Origin of the sequence: Micromonospora sp. NPDC047812 (genome assembly GCF_040704175.1) — a bacterium.
Taxonomy (GTDB): Bacteria; Actinomycetota; Actinomycetes; order Mycobacteriales; family Micromonosporaceae; genus Micromonospora.
In genome coordinates this window covers 64,531-81,432 of record NZ_JBEYRY010000002.1, presented here as the reverse complement: position 1 = coordinate 81,432, position 16,902 = coordinate 64,531, and the positions used below count along the sequence as shown (strand labels likewise).

The window sequence follows — 16,902 nt, the reverse complement described above, 5'->3', positions numbered from 1 at the left end:
CGGGGCTCCGCTGCGCTGCACTCCTCGCGCTCACGGGGTGCCTCCGTTGTTCGCGACTGCGGGGCTCCGCTGCGCTGCACTCCTCGCGCTCACGGGGTGCCTCCCTCCGCCATGGGCACCCGCACGCCCGTGGCCTCCGCGACCTCGCGGGCGGCGTCGTAGCCGGCGTCCACGTGCCGGATGACGCCCATCGCCGGGTCGTTGGTGAGCACCCGCTCGATCTTCTGCCCGGCCAGCGCCGTGCCGTCGGCCACGCAGACCTGCCCGGCGTGGATGGACCGGCCGATGCCGACCCCGCCGCCGTGGTGGATCGACACCCAGGACGCCCCGCTGGCCGTGTTGACCAGCGCGTTGAGCAGCGGCCAGTCGGCCACCGCGTCGGAGCCGTCGGCCATCGCCTCGGTCTCCCGGTACGGGCTGGCCACGCTGCCGCAGTCCAGGTGGTCGCGGCCGATCACCACGGGCGCCGACAGCTCGCCGGAGGCGACCATCTCGTTGAACCGCACCCCCGCCTTGTCGCGCTCGCCGTAGCCGAGCCAGCAGATCCGCGCCGGCAGGCCCTGAAAGGCGACGCGTTCGCCGGCCATCCGGATCCACCGGGCCAACGACTCGTTCTCCGGGAACAGCTCCAGGATCGCCCGGTCGGTGGCCGCGATGTCGGCCGGGTCGCCGGAGAGCGCCGCCCACCGGAACGGGCCCTTGCCCTCGCAGAACAACGGCCGGATGTACGCGGGCACGAAGCCGGGGAAGTCGAAGGCCCGCTCGAACCCGCCGAGCTTCGCCTCGCCCCGGATCGAGTTGCCGTAGTCGAAGACCTCCGCACCGGCGTCGAGGAACCCGACCATCGCCTCGACGTGCTTCGCCATCGACGCCCGCGCCCGGTCGGTGAACTCGGCCGGCTTCGCCGCCGCGTAGTCCCGGGCGTCGGCCGGCTCCACCCCCTCCGGCAGGTACGACAGCGGGTCGTGCGCGCTGGTCTGGTCGGTGACGACGTCGATGTCCACGCCCCGGCGCAGCAGCTCCGGGAAGACCGTGGCCGCGTTGCCGACCACGCCGACGCTCAGCGCCCGCCGGTCCCGCTTCGCGGCCAGCGCCCGCTCGACGGCGTCGTCCAGGGAGTCGGCGACCTCGTCGAGGTAGCGGTCGTGCACCCGCCGGTCCAGCCGGCTGCGGTCCACGTCGACGACCAGGCAGACGCCGCCGTTCATGGTGACCGCGAGGGGCTGCGCCCCGCCCATCCCGCCGCAGCCGGCGGTGAGCGTCAGCGTGCCCGCCAGGGTGCCGCCGAACCGCTTGGCGGCGACGGCAGCGAACGTCTCGTAGGTGCCCTGGAGGATGCCCTGGGTGCCGATGTAGATCCACGAGCCGGCGGTCATCTGCCCGTACATGGTCAGGCCGAGCTGTTCGAGGCGGCGGAACTCCGGCCAGGTGGCCCAGTCACCCACCAGGTTGGAGTTGGCCAGCAGCACCCGGGGCGCCCACTCGTGGGTACGCATGACGCCCACCGGCCGGCCCGACTGCACCAGCATGGTCTCGTCGTCGCGCAGGTCGGTCAGGGTGCGTACCAGCGCGTGGTAGGACGGCCAGTCCCGCGCCGCCTTCCCGGTGCCGCCGTAGACCACCAGGTCGTCGGGACGCTCGGCCACCTCCGGGTCGAGGTTGTTCATCAGCATCCGCAGCGCGGCCTCCTGGGGCCACCCACGGGCGGTGCGTTCGGTGCCGCGTGCGGCGCGGACGGACTGGGTCATCTCGGCTCTCCTCCGGGTCATCCGAGGAACAACTGGCGGCGGGCGGCGGAGGCTTCGAAGGCCTCCAGCCGGCGCTGGGTGTCGGTCGGGGTGGCGTCGCAGATGGCCTGGAGCAGCACCATGGCCAGGGTCATCGGCGCGGTGTGCAGGTCGAAGACGAGCTGCGCGCCGACCGCGGCGGGCAGCACCACGTCGGCGTGCTCGGTGGCCGGGCTGACCGGCGAGTCGGTGATGGCCACCACGGTGAGGCCGGCGGTCCTGGCCTCGCGCAGCGCGTCCAGGGTCTCCCGGGGATAGCGGGGCAGCACGAAGGCGAGCAGGGCGCCGGCCCCGGCCTCGGCGGCCTGTTCGAGGCGGTCGGTGAGCAGGCTGCCGCCGTCGTCGAGCACCCGCACGTCGGGGTGCACCTTGGCGGCGAAGTAGGCGAAGTAGGCGGCCAGCGGGGCGGCGGCGCGCAGGCCGAGCACCGGCAGGGGGCGGCTGGCGGCCAGCAGCCTCCCGGTCTCGGCGATCCGGTCCCGGTCGGCGAGCTGCCCGGCGAGGCGGTCGAGGTTGCCGATCTCGGCGCGTACCGCCTGCTGGAGCTCGTTGCCCGCGTCGGTGGCGTCGCCCGGGGCGCCGGCGGTCAGCTCGCGGAGCCGGCGGCGCAGCGCGGGGTAGCCGTCGTGGCCGAGCGCGACCGCGAACCGGGTGACCGACGGCTGGCTGACCCCCGCCAGCTCGGCGACCTCGGCCGCCGACAGGTACGCCGCGGCCGGCGCGTGCTGCACGAGGCAGTGCGCGATGCGGCGCTGGGTGGGGGTGAGCCGGACCCCCTGGAACAGGTCCAGCACCCGCTCGGTGGGCGCCATGACAGCTCCCTCATTCATGGGGTGACTGTATGCATGAAAACTTTCACAGGGCAAGCCCGCCCGATGCAGCGCCCGTGGTGCGGGGCCGGCGGAGGCCTGTCGGGCCTGCGACGGGCGGGCGGAGGCGCTGGCGCCGCCTCTGTAGGATCCGCACGGCGGTTGAGCAGAGGAGTTGGCGCATGCAGCCGGCAGGTCCCTACAGGTTCACCCACGTGCTGGGCGGCTCTCCGGTGGGTAAGGCGTGGGCGGCGATCGACGAGCAGGGGCGCCTCGTCACCGTGGCCGTCCTGGACGCCGCCGTCGCCGCGGCCCCCGGCTGGCGGGAGGCGTTCGTCGGGATGACGAACTCGCTGGCGCAGGCGGCGGACCCCCTGCCCTACGCCTACGCCGACTTCTCCGCCGCCGCGCCCTGGGTGGCGTACTCGGCGGAGGTCGGACCGGGGGCGGAGAAGCTGCTCCGTGCACTCGGCGTGGAATACACCCCGGACCCGACGGCAGCACGGCCTGTCTCCGGGGTGCCCCAGCCGGTCAGCGGCTTGCCTCAGCCGGTCAGCGGGGTGACCCATCCCGTCTCCGGTGTTCCGCAGCCGACCTCCGCGCCCCCGCACCTGCCGTGGGCGATGCACGCAGGCCCGAACCCCACCCAGCCGGTGTCGTCGGCCCCGCACCCGGCCTCGGGCCCGCCTGCGCCAGGCTGGGACGCGCCGACCACCGCGATGCCGGCGCGGCCGGTCGCCGAGACGCCCCAGTCACCCGCCGCCGCCCAGGCTCCCGCGCCGGCCGGCATCCCGCCGTACGATCCGCTCGCCGCACCTGCTCGCCGCATCGCGCCTTCCAAGACGCGACGGCGCCGTACCGGGCTCTGGGTCGGGATCGTCGCACTGGTGTTGGTCCTCGTCGGCGGTGCGGGTGCCTTCGCCTGGATCGGGCGCGGGGATACGACCGAGCCGACGGCGAACCCCTCACCCACCGGCGTGGTCCCGTCCGGCACCTCGGGCTGGTCGCCTTCCGCGCGTCCACAGCAGCCGGGCATCGAGCCGCCACGGCCGGGGGACTGGCCCAAATGGCAGGTCTTCAGCAGGAGCGATGCCGTACGGACGCTGAACCCGGACGGCCTGGGCTTCGAGTTCGTGGCACCGGCTGACTGGACGTGCACTCCTGGCGGCAGCACCGAGGGGCAGGTCAAGTACAACTGCGGTGCCTCGATCGGGGACAACGCGGAGGTCGGCGGCGAGCTGATCGTCCGTAACTGTCCTGACTGCGGCGAGGAGCAACGCGACGCCCTGCGCAAGGCGGAGGAGGCGTGGGGACTCCAGTGGCGCAGCGGCGGGCCGTACGTCGTCCTGGCCGAGACCGTGAAGCTGAACGGCGCCAACAAGTACGGCATCGTCGTGGTCGCCTTCTGGCGCTCGGAGCCGGACGGCGCGATCGACCGTCAGCTCGTGCTGCGCATGACCGCCCCGGAGGACTGGATCGACGTCATCCGGCGCGTGGTCAACTCCATCCGTGACAACGCCGAGTTCTGATCTGCGTCTGGACCTGCCGGAGAGACCGTGGACGTCGAGCGGTCTGCCTGGCTGAGGTTCATGTTGGCGCCTTGGCGAGAGAGGTGATCGGCGAGTCGTAGGATACGGATCGGCTCCTGCCTGCTTGCCGCAGGATCTGCGGTGCCGGCGACAAGTCGCAAGCCACAAGAAGTGGAATTCGGCCGTTCAGTCAGGTATGTGCGGAACGCCCCCGCGATCACCGGACACACGGTCGGTGCCATGTCCGGCACAGCCGGCACGCAGGTGGGAAGGTCTCGCGCGCGGGCCCGGGACCTATGGTTCGTCGCTGACACCCACCTCTATGATGAGCGCGCGAAGTCCCGCTTCGGCCCCGGACCGATCCGTCATCGGCTCTGGATCCCGCCCTGGAGGCGTGAGCGAAACCCCCGCACGGCGGCACGACCGGCGCAGCCGTGGCAGCGACTGGCCGACCAAGGCTGATACGGAGATGTCATGTTCACCGGTACGGCCAGTGGTCATCCCCAGGGTGATCCACGCCATGCCCCGGCGACATGGCACAGCGGCGGTCAGCAGCCAGTTCGGACATACGTCGACCCGGCTGCCGGCCCCAACGGAGAGAACCGCGGAGCCCGTGGGCCGGGCCGCCATCGGGGCCCGAGCCTGGTTGTCCAGCTGACCCGGGCCGGCCGGTCGATCGCCGCGGGGCTGCGGTCCGATCCGGATCAGCGCATCGTCGCCGCCTTGGCGCTCCTGGTGGCGACACTCGGACTGGTGCCGATCGCCCTTGCTCCCGCCGATGTCGTCATCTACGCCGGTGTGTCGACCGGAACGCCGACGCTCTACTCGTACACCATCGCGATCGCTGCGGCGCTCGTGCTGGTCACGATGCACACGCGTCGTCGACTCGTCCGCGCCCTCCTCCTGTGGGTGCCGTTTCTCGGTTGGCTGGCCCTGTTCGCCGCCTTCCACTGGGACGCGTCCCCGCGTACCGTGAGTGGCCTGCTGCACTTCGGTCTGGCGGCGATCGTGTTCGCCATCGGCGCCACGGCCGAGCGCGCGGACCGGCGGCACTCGATCCTGCTCTGGGCCTTCGCGGCCGTGGCGTGGCTGCAACTCTTCGCGATCACCGCGGCGGTGCTCGGTTTCCCGCTGCGACGCGTCTCCGGCCAACAGGCGCTCGACGTGCTCGGGCGGGCCACGGGCCTGACGAGCCATCCGGGCGAGCTGGCGAAGCTGTTGTTCTTCTGCGGCCTGTGCGCGCTGACCCTGCCGCAGCGGACGGTGCGGGAACGATGGGTGGCCTGGACGACGCTCGGTGTCGTCCTCATCGGCGTGTCCCTCACCCAGAGCCGCACGGTTCTCGCAGCCGTGGTCTCCATGATCCTCTTCTTCATGTTGCTCGAGCTGATGACCGGGCGGTGGCAGAAGAAGTACTTCGTGGTCGTCGGCCTTACCGGTGTGCTCGGCGTGGCGTCGCTACCGTGGCTGATCGAGCGATTCCTGGCGGACCCCGGTGGGGGCTCCCGTCAGCACCTTCTTGGGGTCGCGGGGGAAGCGATCCGCGCGCATCCCTGGGCCGGGGTGGGACCGAACAGCTACGTCGCCGTCGTCGGTGCCTCGGATCCGCTGACCGCGAGTGGCGTGCCCGTACACAACGTGTTGCTGCTGAGCGCCGCCGAGGTGGGCATCGTCGGCGCGCTGCTCCTCTGGCTGCCGTTCGTGTGGACCGCGACGGCGGCCATTCGCTCCGTCTTCCGTACGCGGACCTCGGAACTGGCACCCAGGGTTCTGGTCAGCGCCCTGCCGGCTCTCGTCCTCATCGGCATGACGGGCTGGGGACTGATGCAGGGGCCCTACTTTCTGATGTTGGCGCTCGTAGCGGGCTACTTCCATGCCCGGACGCGGTTCTCGGCGGTTGCGACCGGCAATGGTCGCGACTGAGGCCGGGGCGCCGGCGGGGCGGCGCACGTCGCTGACGGTCGCGTCGGGCCTGCTGGGGCTCTCCACCCTGGCGACGCGGTTCACCACCCTGGTGGTCATGGCGTTGCTGACCAGGGGCGCCGGCGTCGAGGCCGTCGGCTTCTACGGGATGGCCACGCTTTCCGCGTCCTTCACCGCCGCCGCGCTCTCCCTCGGTCTGCCGACCTACCTGACCAGGGAGGCCGCCGCGGGGACGGTCTCGCCGCCCGTGGTCGCCCGGATCCATGGCGGCCGCTTCGTCGTGCTGATGTCGGCCGCCGCCGTCGCGTACGTGGTGATCGGCGTGCTTCTTCCCCCGGAAGCGCAGCTCGCCTTCTTCCTGGTCTTCGTCGCCAGCCTCTTCGAACAGTGGAACGAGACGGCGTGGGTCCTCATCCGGGGCACGCGTTCGGCCTGGGCCGAACCGCTCACGAACACCTCCACCGGCCTCCTGCTCATCGGCGCGTGCGCGGTCGACGTGTGGCTGACGGACGGGCTCACCCTCGGTGAGGCTGCCGTCTACTTCCTGGTGACGTCGGTCCTCCGGTCGACGGCTGCGGTACTCGTCGTGCGGATCCTGCCGTCGCTGCGCGCTTCCCGGGGTGCCCGCTCGGCCCACCACATCAGGCTGGCGCTGCCGTACTTCGCCTCCGACCTTCTCGGTCTCTTCTACTTCCGCGGCGACGTCTTCATCCTCGCGTTCTTCGTCACCGCCGTGGAAGTCGGAGAGTACGTCTCGGCCGCGGCCATCATCGGACCGGCGGTCCAGGTCGCGGCGTCCATGGGCCTCGGCGCCCTCGCCTATGCCGCGCCGAAGGGAGCTTCCGGGACCGCCCAGGCGAACGACCCGCTCACGATCTTCCAGTTCTTCGGGCTCGCGGGCCACGGTGCCGCCGGCGTCATTTTCATCGGCCTTCCGATCGCGACCGTGGTGCTCTTCGGTGACCAGGCGGGGAACATTCCGGAGCTCGCGATGGTGCTCACCCTGTTCCTCGCGCTGCGATTCGCCAACTTCGGTCTGTCCGCCACCCTGCTCGCCCGGGGCCGTGCCGCCAGCCGGTTGATGGTGCTCGTGCTGAGCATCTGCGGCAGCGTGGGATTCAACCTCGCGCTCGACGGCAGGTACGGCGCCTACGGAGCCGCCTGCGCGATGGTGCTGAACGAGCTTGTCGTGGCCGGGTCGCTGCTGTGGTTCCTGCGGATCAAGGAACTGGTGTGGCCGGTCCTCATCTCGTTCGGAGCTGTCGCGGCGGCGGCATGGGCGCTCGCCGGACTGCTGACCGTGATGGGATCCGCTCCGGCGTCCGCCACTCTCGGGGGCGTCATCCTTGCTCTGACTACCGTCAGATTTCTCAGACAACGGAGGGCCGCAGGCAGACTGCGGGCTGCAACGACGGAGGACATGTGAGGGTCGGAATAGTCGGGTGGTTCGGATCGGACAATCTCGGAGACGAGATCCTCCTCCACTCGCTCATCACCTGCGTCCGCGACGTCAAGGAGAACGCGTCCTTCGTGGTCTTCTGCCCCAACCCGGAGCGGGTCGCCGAACTCCATGGCGTGCAGACGGAGCACATGCCCGTACTGCGGGCTCGTGGTGCCTCCGAACGCCAGGTCGCGGTGCAGCGCGCGATCAAGTCGTGCCAACTGCTTCTTCTCGGCCCCGGAACGGTCTTCCAGGAGCGTTCCCCCAACCTGTCCTGGCCCGGCACCCTGCCGATGTTCGCCCGGATCATCGCGATGGCCAAGCTGGCGGGAACGCCCGTCGCCACCGTCGGCGTCGGCGTGCGCGAGGGGGGAACGCCGATCGGTCGTCAGATGCTGCGTCTCATGGGCGCGTCCTGCGTCGCGGTGGGTGTGCGCGACGAGCGAACCGCGTCGCACTTCGGCTCCGGCGCAGAGGTCATCGGCGACATGGCGTACACCCTGCCGCTGCCCGAGCTGGATCGGGTCGACTCCGGCCGTCGCTTCGCGCTGTCGATGCGACCGCTCGCGCCCGACCTCGAGGGCTCGCTGCTGGCGGCGCTCACCGGATGTGCCGGTCGGCTCCGCCAGGAGGGATGGTCGGGCACCTTCCTTCCGATGGCCTTCGGCCGGGGCGCACACGGCGAGGACGACCGCGTCATCTACGAGCGCGCCTTCCGCGACCTCCTGGAGCTGGACTCCACCCCGTTGGACGGCAGCCGGCCTCTCGTCGGAGCGCTCCGCGACTGGTTGCAGTCGCTCGCCACGAACCAGCTCGTCCTCGGCACCCGCCTGCATGCCGCACTCCTCGCCGTGGCGATCGGCGTTCCGACGGTGGCCATCGCGTACGAGCGGAAGGTCCATGACGCCTTCGTCGACCTGGGGCTCCGCGAGTACCTGGTGCCACCGGACGTCGACGCGGACACGCTCTACCGCACGGCGACCGCGGCTGCCGCGTCCGCCGAGCAGTTCCGGGAGGCCGCCCAGCGGGTCGCGGCCCAGGGACGCATCGCGCAAGGGTTCGTCACGGCGCTCGTGAAGCGGCTGGGCTGATGCGCGTTCTCCTGCTCACCCCGTTCGCGCCCAACGCGCACCACTACCATGCTGCGGCCGACACGATCGTGCAGCTCACCCCGCGGTTGGCTGAGCACGTCGACCTCTTCGTCTACTCGCCGGAGCACACGGCGCCGTCGGAGCCGGACGATCTGAAGTACACGTTGTTGCCCGCCACCGTCACCGCTCGTCCGAGTCACCGGGACCGTCTCCGGCTGGAACCGGCATGGCTCCGCCAGGCGTGGCCGCGAGAAGCGACCCGGGAGGCCGCCGCGCTCATCCGCCGGATCCGGCCTGACGTCGTGCACTCGGAGTACCTGCAGTCCGCCGAGGTCGTCGGGATCAGCCCCGCGTCGGTGCTGGGCCTGCACGACATCACCGAGAAGGTGATGCTGGAGTCCTACCGGGCGTCGTCCGGCCTGGAACGGCCGTACCGTCTCGTCGAGCTGCTTCGGACGCGACGGTTCGAACGCGCCGCGATCCGCCAGGCGGCCGCCGTCATCACCCTGTCCGACGCCGACTTCGCGGTCGCCGCCGCACGCAACCCGAACACCGTGCTCGCCCGGCCGGGCATCCACGTCGGCGACCGGTCCTGGTCGCCGCCGCCAGCGACGGAGCGACCGCGACTGGTGTTCGCCGGCGCGATGTGGCGACGCGCGAACGCGCTCGTCGCCCAGTTCCTCGCGCGCGAGGTGATGCCGCTGGTGTGGCGGAGCCTGCCGCAGGCGGAACTCAGAATCGTCGGGGCGGAGCCCTCCGCCGACGTGGTCGGCCTCGGCGAGAGCGACAGCAGGGTGGTGGTGACGGGTGCGGTGCCCGACCTCCGGTCGGAGATGCTCGACGCCCACGCCGTCGTCGTGCCGTCGATCGTGGGCGGCGGAGTGCTGATGAAGGTGGCACACGCCATGGCCCTCGGCTGTCCCGTCATCACGTCGGATGGACCGGCCGCGTCCGTACGCGGTGACGCCTCGATGTTGTACACCGCGTCGACGGCCGACGAGATCGCGGCGGCAGTCCGGGCCGCGGTCGAGTCACCCGACGACGCCGCGCAGCGCGGTCGGCGTGCCCGCGCACACATCGAGCGGACGTTCCGTTGGGACGACACGGTCCGCTCGTACCTCGACGCCTACGGGATTGCGAGTCGACAGTGAAAATCGCAGCCATCATCGTCTCCTACAACTCGGCCCGGGAGCTTCCCCTGAGTCTGGGCTGCCTGGGCGCCCTGCCGGTGGACGATGTCGTGGTCGTGGACAACTCCTCCACGGACGACAGCGTCGAGGTCGCGAAGTCCTTCGGGTATCCGGTCATCTCGCTGCCGAACGTGGGCTTCGGCAAGGCGATCAACGCCGCGGCGGAGACTCTTCCCGACGCTGACGCCTACTTCCTCCTAAACCCCGACTGCCACATCAACCCCGAGTCGTTCGCGCACCTCGTGGAGGCCCTGCGGGCCGACCCGAAGCTGGGCGTGGTCGCGCCGCTGATGCGATACCCGGACGGGCGCTTCGGAATCTCGGCGGGGCCCGAGCCGAGCATCGCGAAGGAGTGGCTGGCGGCGCTGAAGGTCGACCATCTCGTGCCGAGGCGACTGAAGCAGTACCTGGCTCGGGCGACGCCCTTGCGCAAGAAGTTCAAGATGCTCGAATATCTCGATGTCGAACCGACCGGCCAGGTACGCGAAACCGCCTGGGTCTCCGGGTTCTGCATGCTCGTACGGGGTGAGGCGTTCCGGTCCATCGGTGGCTTCGACCCCCGCTTCTTCCTCTACTTCGAGGACGTCGACCTGTGCACGCAGTTGCGCGCCAGTGGCTGGGGTGTCGCGTCGGTCGGGACGAGTGTCGCCGAACACAAGGAGAGCACCAGCACCGGCGCGGTCGGCAAGAACCCCCTGTACCGGTCCGGCATGAATGTCTATTTCGCGAAACATGGCACGCGGGGTCAGCGACTCCTCGCGTCAGCCCTGAGGAGGCTGCCGATTTGAAGATTCTGTTTGTGGCGCCGTGGATCCCGGCATCGGTCCGCCCGCGCAGCCTCGTGATCCTGGAGATGCTCGCCGCCGAGCACGATGTCCGCTTCCTGGGGCTGGTGCACGACGAGGAGGAGGCGCGGCTGGCGGAGCTCCTGCCGGTCAAGCAGCGCACCCTCGTCCCCAACCCACGCGTCGGTTCCATGCTGCGCTCCGCGCGGGCACTCGGCACCGGGGTCTCGTTGCAGACGGGGTACGCGAGCCCGAAGGCGCTCACCGACGCCCTGCGGCGGGAGTTGGACGACTTCCAGCCGGACGTCGTGCACCTCAACGTCTTCCGTACCGTCCACCTGGTCGAGGCATGTGGCTCGACGCCGGTCATCGTCGACCTGGACGAGTTCCGCAGCGAGTACTACGAGCAGCTCGCCTCGCACGGGCCCAGCCCCGCCTGGCGGGCGTTGGGCCGCGTGGAGGCACCCCGGATGCGGGCCCGGGAGGACAAGTTGGTCGGCATGGGGGTTCCCCTGATGCTCTCCGCCCCGTCCCTGCCCGGCCAGGAGCGGCCCAACACGTTCCTCGTCAGAAGCCCCTGCGACTTCTCCGTGCAGCGGCAGGCGGGCCCGATCGCACCGACGGTCCTGTTCGTCGGTCGGCTCAGCTACGAGGCGAACGTCAACGGCCTGATGTGGTTCGTGCGTGAGTGCTGGCAGGGCATTCGGGACGCCGTCCCGGACGCCCGGCTCCGGATCGTCGGCACGGACCCGCCCAAGGCGGTGCAGGAACTGGTCGGAAACGGCATCGAACTCCACGCCAACGCGCCCGCGGTCGAGCCCCACTACGCGGATGCTGCCGTCGCCATCGCGCCGATCTTCCGGGGCACCGGCGTCCAGCTGAAGCTCATCCAGGCGATGTCGGCTGGCGTTCCGAGCGTGACGACCAGCATGGTGGCCGACCGCGCGGGTGTGGCGGACGGTGTCCACGTCCGCGTTGCCGACGACGGGGCTGGCTGGATCGCGGCGGTCAGTGAGCTGCTGTCCGCGCCCGAGACCGCCGCGCGACTGGCCGCCAACGGACGGGAGTGGGTGGCGGCACACCACAGCTCGGCGGCGGTTCGCCTGCAGTTGCGGGCGGCGTACGCCTCGCTTTCCACCGGTGCGCAGATGGACGGCACGCCCGGTCGGTGAGCCGAGCCAGCGGACGCTGGATGATGACGCTGCGCGCCGGCGGGCCTGGACCCGCCGGCGCGCGGCGTCCGGCCGCGACCGTGGCACCGGTCGGCGGCCTGCCACGGTGAGTCGTCGGTGCCGGTTGCGCGAACAATAGGCAGCCTCTCGCATTCTGAGTGGAGCACGGTGGTAATCACCCGTCTTCTTCGGTCCGCCACCTGGTAATAGCGGCGGGGGCTTTACCCCTTGGCTTTCGCCACCAGATGGTCCGAACGGCTGAGCCGCCGATGACGTTGATCGACGAAGATGGGCTGCGTCTGTGCCGAAGGGCAACGCCGTCCATTGTCAATGGACGTTCATCCCACGGGGAGTCTGGCGTGTATCAAGTTCGTCGAGCTTGTCGGTCGGTCGTGGCGGGGCTCGCGCTCGCCGCTGTCGCGACCGCGGCAACCATGTCCGGCGGGGGTGCCGCGTCCGCGGCTCCGCCGGACGACAAGAAGGTTGCGGGGATCCTGGGTGCCGCCGACATGGGGGCCATCAAGGACAGTTACATCGTGGTGTTCAAGGACGGCAAGGCCACCCCGGCCGAGGTCGGTGCGAACGCCACCGCGTTGACCAAGCGGTACGGCGGCACGGTGTCGCGCACGTACACGCGCACGATCCGGGGTTTCGCGGCGCGCATGAACGAGGCGCAGGCGAAGCGGCTGGCCGCCAGCCCCGAGGTGGCCTACGTTAAGCAGAACCGCAAGGTGTCCAAGAGCGACACCCAGTTGGACACGCCGTCGTGGGGGCTGGACCGGCTGGACCAGATCTTCGCGCCGATGAACAAGCGGTACACGTACCCGAACACGGCGAGCAACGTGCACGCCTACGTCATCGACAGCGGCATCCGGATCACGCACCAGGAGTTCGGCGGGCGGGCCAGCGACGGCTACGACTTCATCGACAACGACCCGGTCGCGAACGACTGCGACGGGCACGGCACGCACGTCGCGGGCACCATCGGCGGCACCAACTACGGTGTGGCCAAGGCCGTGCAGCTGGTGGGCGTGCGGGTGCTCGACTGCGAGGGCAACGGCACGGAGGCCGGTGTCATCGCCGGCATCGAGTGGGTCACGGCGAACGCGGTGAAGCCGGCGGTGGCGAATATGAGCCTCGGCGGTGGAGCCAGCACCGCGATCGACGCCGCAGTGGAGGCGTCCATCGCCTCCGGGATCACCTACGCCGTCGCCGCCGGCAACAGCCAGGACGACGCCTGCTCGTACTCGCCGGCCCGCGCGGCCTCGGCGATCACGGTGGGCGCCACGGACGAGGTCGACTTCCGCGCCTCGTTCTCCAACTACGGGCCGTGTGTGGACATCCACGCGCCGGGGCACCACATCCCGTCCTCGGTAATCACCAGCGACACCGCGATCGGCAAGTACAGCGGCACCTCGATGGCCAGCCCGCACGTCGCTGGCGCCGCCGCGCTGCTGCTGTCGGCGAACCCGTCCTGGGCGCCCACCCAGGTGCGTAACGTCATCGTCTACGGCGGCACCCGGCGGGTCGTGCGGAACACCGCCGCCTACAACACCAGCGACGTGATGCTGCGCATCGGCACCACCGCCGTGCCGCAGGTCACCGGCCTGCGGTCCCTGACCAACGGCAAGAACGTCTCGGTCGGCGCCGGCGGCACCCAGCCGCTGACCCCCACCCAGCCCATGAACCAGATGGGCGACTCGGAGAAGTTCACCGTGATCGACGCCGGCAGCGGCTACATCGCGCTCGCGTCCTGGGCCAACGGAAAGCACGTCACCGCCACCGCCGGCGGCACCGCCGCGCTGTACGCCAACAGCAGCACCATCACCGACGCCCAGCGGTTCCAGGTCGTCATGAACGGCGACGGCACCACCAGCCTGATTGCCAAGATCAACGGGAAGTACGTCACCGCCCCGTCCGGCGGCACCCTGCCCCTCGTCAACAACGCCACCACCATCGGTGTGGCCGAGAAGTTCATCTGGGCCTCACCCGCTGCGGTCGTCGTGCTGCGAGCAACCGTCAACGGCAAGTTCGTGACGGCAGCGGACGCCGGCAAGAGCGCCCTGATCGCCAACTCCACCACCGCGACCAGCGACTGGCAGAAGTTCGACATGCTCGACATGGGCGGCGACGCCGTCGCATTCCGCTCCCACGTCAACAAGCGCTTCGTCAGCGCGCCGTCGGGCGGTACCCGGCCGCTCATCGCCAACGCCACCACGATCGGCGCGGAGCAGTCCTTCTGGCTCTTCCACTGGGGTGACGGCAACCTGCTGTTCCAGTCGCAGACCAACTACAACCTGGTGCAGGCGCCGAACAGCGGCAGCTCGCCGCTGATCGCGAGCTTCGATCCGTTCGTGGCCGATCCGGGCCCGTCGACGATGTTCACCTACGAGGTCCTGAAGGTCGGCTGAACACCAGCGACTGAGGGCCCGTCCTGACGTGACGGATCCAGTGGGCCGCCGAGACACGTGCGATGCGCGTCTCGGCGGCCCATCCGCGTCACAGCGACACTGCGGGCCTGACCGGCTGGTACCGGGCCCCGGGGTCCGCCCGCACCAGGGGCTTCGCATACATTTGCTGCATGGCCGACGCCTCGTTGCTACTTCGCCGCGCCGGCTTCGGTCCCACTTCCGCCGAGCTGGCTGCCGCGAAGAAGGCAGGGTACGAGGCGACGGTCGCCGCCCTGACAGCGCCGACAGCGCCGGACGTGGGGTCCCTGAAGGCTCCCGTGCCGGGACTCGGCCCGGATCCCTTCGCCGGGTTGTCGAACCCCACTCCCAGCCAGCGGAGCAAGGGGGATGAGGAGCGGCGGGAGCAGACGAAGCGGATCACCCAGTGGTGGCTGGATCGTCTCACTGTCGCAGACCACCAGACCCGCGAGAAGCTGTGGTTCTTCTGGCACGGGCACTGGGCCACCTCGGTCCGGAAGGTGATCCGCCCGCAACTGATGCTCGTGCAGCACAAGACGCTGCGCAGCTCGCTCGACTTCGCGACGATGGCACACCGGATGATCACCGACCCGGCGCTCATCTACTGGCTCGACGGGCAACTCAACACGCGGACCGCGCCCAACGAGAATCTCGGCCGCGAGTTGATGGAACTCTTCATGCTCGGCATCGGCAGGTACACCGAACGGGACGTGAAGGAGGCCGGCCGTGCGCTGACCGGCTGGAAGATCGACTACGACCGCGGGCGCGCGTACTTCAGTCCCGCCTCGCACGACGGCGGCAGGAAGAGCATCCTCGGCGTCACGAAGGACTTCGACGCCCACTCGCTGGTGGATCTGCTGCTCAACCACGAGGCATGCCCGGGGTTCATCGCCGAGCGGTTGTGGTTCCGGTACGCCTCGTCGGCCGACCTGATCCCGATGTCCACCCGCGACAACATGGTTCGCGCGTTCCCGGACTCGATGGCGATGCTGCGGAAGCTCTTCGAGGACGACGCGTTCCAGGCCAGCGCCGGCAGGCTGGTCAAGCAGCCCACGGAGTGGTTCGTCGGCGCGATGCGGCAGTTGGGTCTGCGACCGGGGAGGCTGTCCGACGAGATGCTGACGTACGCCCTCAACGCCCTGGAGCGAATGGGGCAGTTGCCGTTCGCGCCCCCGAGTGTCGAGGGATGGGCCGCAGGAGCGGAGTGGCTGACGGTCGGGGCGGCGCAGGTCCGCCTGAACCTTGCCGGTCGGATCGCCCAGCTGGTCCCGGCCCAGCGGCTGACTCCGGAAGACGTGGCGCACGTCCTGGCTATCGAGACGTGGACCAACAGGACGTACTCGGCCCTGAAGGGCACTACCGATCCGCAGCGCCTGCTGACCCTCGGGTTGGTCAGCCCGGAATATCTGGTGACGTGACATGGACGCATTGACCCGGCGCAGGTTCCTCCTGGCTTCCGGCGCCGTCGGCGGCAGCGCCATCGCCGCCGGGGTAGGGGGTCTGGGCCTGGCGGACCTCCTGCGGACCGCGAGCGACGCGTCTGCCGGGGAAGACCACCGGAAGACGCGCAAGTTGGTCATCGTCACGCTGTACGGCGGCAACGACGGGCTCAACACGGTCGTCCCCTACGCGGATCCGGCGTACTACGCGGCCCGACCTGAGCTGGCCTACGAGCCTGATCGGGTGCTGCGGATCGACGACTCGCTCGGGTTGAATCCGGTGATGAAGGGCCTGAGCCGACTGTGGAGCGGGCAGCGCCTGGCTGTCGTTCTCGGGGCCGGATATCCCAAACCCGACCGCAGTCATTTCCGGTCCATGGACATCTGGCAGACCGCGTCACCGAGCGATCCGGCCACCTCCGGCTGGGTCGGTCGATGGTTGGACGGCATCAAGGCCGCGCCAGAGGCCGCGGTGAGCTTCGAGCCCATGCTCCCGCCCCTGCTCGTGGGAGAGACCCGTACCGGGGCCTGTGTGAGTATCGGTGGGCTCAAGTTGCCGGCCGGAGTCACCACCGAGATGATCGGGGTGCTCGGGCGGCGGGAGCCGAACGAATCCGAGATGCAGGCACGGGCTGCGGACGCCTATGCGAATCTCATCAAGATCGACCAGCTCATCCGGGGCGCCGAAGCGGTGGACGCCCGGGCGGACCTCCCCGCCGAACCGGACATCGCGGCGACGGGCACGGGTGGGGCGAACCTCCTTTCCGAACAGCTCTCCCGGGTGGCTCACTGCGTCGAAGCTGGGGTCCCCACCCGCGTGTATTCGGTGAGCCTCGGTGGGTTCGACACGCACGCGGCGGAGAGGCCCGGCCACGAGCTGCTGTTGCGCCAGCTCGACCAGGCGTTGACCGACTTCGCGGGCAGGTTGGCGCAGACCGAGGCCGGTCAACGGGTGAGCGTGGTCGTGTACAGCGAGTTTGGTCGGCGGGTCCGTGCGAACGCCTCCGACGGCACCGACCACGGAACTGCCGGGCCCGTCTTCGTTCTGGGTCCGCAGGTCGCGGGCGGACTCTACGGGGAGCAGCCGAGCCTGACCGACCTGGACGACGGCGACCTCAAGGCGACGACGGACTTCCGGGACGTCTTCGGCACGCTGCTGGCCTCGGTGTTGGACGCGGACCCGGCACGCTATCTCGGCGGGTACGAGCCGAGAATGCTGCCGTTCCTCCCGCGCGACTGAAACCGGCTCTTCGCAGTCGAGGGTGTAGCGCCGAGAACATAGCGCTGTTGGACGGTTGGACGTGAGT

At 70.3% G+C, this 16,902-nt stretch carries 12 protein-coding genes; 10 read left to right on the top strand and 2 right to left on the bottom strand.

Annotated elements, in window-relative coordinates; all coding sequences use genetic code 11:
• Positions 1 to 89 precede the first annotated feature (89 nt).
• Positions 90 to 1,748, bottom strand: a complete 1,659-nt coding sequence (gene hutU / locus AB0883_RS08050; protein WP_366640464.1) for a urocanate hydratase — start codon at positions 1,746 to 1,748, stop codon at positions 90 to 92.
• 17 nt (positions 1,749 to 1,765) lie between these two features.
• The gene (locus AB0883_RS08045; protein ID WP_366640462.1) at positions 1,766 to 2,617 is read right to left on the bottom strand and encodes a MurR/RpiR family transcriptional regulator; all 852 of its coding nucleotides are present in this window, start codon (positions 2,615 to 2,617) and stop codon (positions 1,766 to 1,768) included.
• Positions 2,618 to 2,778: 161 nt separating this feature from the next.
• Here AB0883_RS08045 and AB0883_RS08040 point away from each other — a divergent pair, with 161 nt between their 5' ends.
• The 10 genes from AB0883_RS08040 (at position 2,779) to AB0883_RS07995 (ending at position 16,835) form a co-directional block, all read left to right on the top strand.
• Positions 2,779 to 4,125 carry a hypothetical protein gene (locus AB0883_RS08040; protein ID WP_366640461.1) on the top strand — a complete coding sequence of 449 codons (1,347 nt, stop codon included), beginning with the start codon at positions 2,779 to 2,781 and terminating at the stop codon, positions 4,123 to 4,125.
• 474 nt (positions 4,126 to 4,599) lie between these two features.
• A complete protein-coding gene (locus tag AB0883_RS08035) occupies positions 4,600 to 6,048 on the top strand; it encodes an O-antigen ligase family protein (RefSeq protein WP_366640460.1) in 1,449 nt (482 codons plus the stop codon).
• Positions 6,035 to 7,474, top strand: coding sequence for a hypothetical protein (locus tag AB0883_RS08030; RefSeq protein WP_366640458.1), 1,440 nt, complete (start codon positions 6,035 to 6,037; stop codon positions 7,472 to 7,474). Before AB0883_RS08035 ends, AB0883_RS08030 begins: the two co-directional genes overlap by 14 nt.
• Complete coding sequence (locus tag AB0883_RS08025; RefSeq protein ID WP_366640457.1) at positions 7,471 to 8,580, top strand: polysaccharide pyruvyl transferase family protein; 1,110 nt, start codon at positions 7,471 to 7,473, stop codon at positions 8,578 to 8,580. The genes AB0883_RS08030 and AB0883_RS08025 overlap by 4 nt, the downstream gene beginning before the upstream one ends.
• Positions 8,580 to 9,731, top strand: coding sequence for a glycosyltransferase (locus AB0883_RS08020; protein WP_366640455.1), 1,152 nt, complete (start codon positions 8,580 to 8,582; stop codon positions 9,729 to 9,731). Before AB0883_RS08025 ends, AB0883_RS08020 begins: the two co-directional genes overlap by 1 nt.
• Positions 9,728 to 10,558 (top strand): glycosyltransferase family 2 protein, encoded by an 831-nt coding sequence (locus AB0883_RS08015; protein WP_366640453.1) that lies wholly within the window; start codon positions 9,728 to 9,730, stop codon positions 10,556 to 10,558. Before AB0883_RS08020 ends, AB0883_RS08015 begins: the two co-directional genes overlap by 4 nt.
• Positions 10,555 to 11,727: a glycosyltransferase family 4 protein gene (locus tag AB0883_RS08010; protein ID WP_366640452.1), complete on the top strand. Its 1,173-nt coding sequence runs from the start codon at positions 10,555 to 10,557 to the stop codon at positions 11,725 to 11,727. Before AB0883_RS08015 ends, AB0883_RS08010 begins: the two co-directional genes overlap by 4 nt.
• Positions 11,728 to 12,236: 509 nt before the next feature.
• The gene (locus AB0883_RS08005; protein ID WP_366640450.1) at positions 12,237 to 14,138 is read left to right on the top strand and encodes a S8 family serine peptidase; all 1,902 of its coding nucleotides are present in this window, start codon (positions 12,237 to 12,239) and stop codon (positions 14,136 to 14,138) included.
• A gap of 170 nt (positions 14,139 to 14,308) precedes the next feature.
• Positions 14,309 to 15,574 (top strand): DUF1800 family protein, encoded by a 1,266-nt coding sequence (locus AB0883_RS08000; protein WP_366640448.1) that lies wholly within the window; start codon positions 14,309 to 14,311, stop codon positions 15,572 to 15,574.
• 1 nt (position 15,575) lies between these two features.
• Positions 15,576 to 16,835 (top strand): DUF1501 domain-containing protein, encoded by a 1,260-nt coding sequence (locus AB0883_RS07995; protein WP_366640446.1) that lies wholly within the window; start codon positions 15,576 to 15,578, stop codon positions 16,833 to 16,835.
• Positions 16,836 to 16,902 lie beyond the last annotated feature (67 nt).

Coding starts and splice junctions, on each gene's coding strand:
- AB0883_RS08040 (WP_366640461.1), top strand. CDS start 2,779: ATGCAGCCGGCAGGTCCCTACAGGTTCACCCACGTGCTGGGCGGCTCT.
- AB0883_RS08030 (WP_366640458.1), top strand. CDS start 6,035: ATGGTCGCGACTGAGGCCGGGGCGCCGGCGGGGCGGCGCACGTCGCTG.
- AB0883_RS08045 (WP_366640462.1), bottom strand. CDS start 2,617: ATGAATGAGGGAGCTGTCATGGCGCCCACCGAGCGGGTGCTGGACCTG.
- AB0883_RS07995 (WP_366640446.1), top strand. CDS start 15,576: ATGGACGCATTGACCCGGCGCAGGTTCCTCCTGGCTTCCGGCGCCGTC.
- AB0883_RS08020 (WP_366640455.1), top strand. CDS start 8,580: ATGCGCGTTCTCCTGCTCACCCCGTTCGCGCCCAACGCGCACCACTAC.
- AB0883_RS08000 (WP_366640448.1), top strand. CDS start 14,309: ATGGCCGACGCCTCGTTGCTACTTCGCCGCGCCGGCTTCGGTCCCACT.
- AB0883_RS08035 (WP_366640460.1), top strand. CDS start 4,600: ATGTTCACCGGTACGGCCAGTGGTCATCCCCAGGGTGATCCACGCCAT.
- AB0883_RS08005 (WP_366640450.1), top strand. CDS start 12,237: ATGGGGGCCATCAAGGACAGTTACATCGTGGTGTTCAAGGACGGCAAG.
- hutU (WP_366640464.1), bottom strand. CDS start 1,748: ATGACCCAGTCCGTCCGCGCCGCACGCGGCACCGAACGCACCGCCCGT.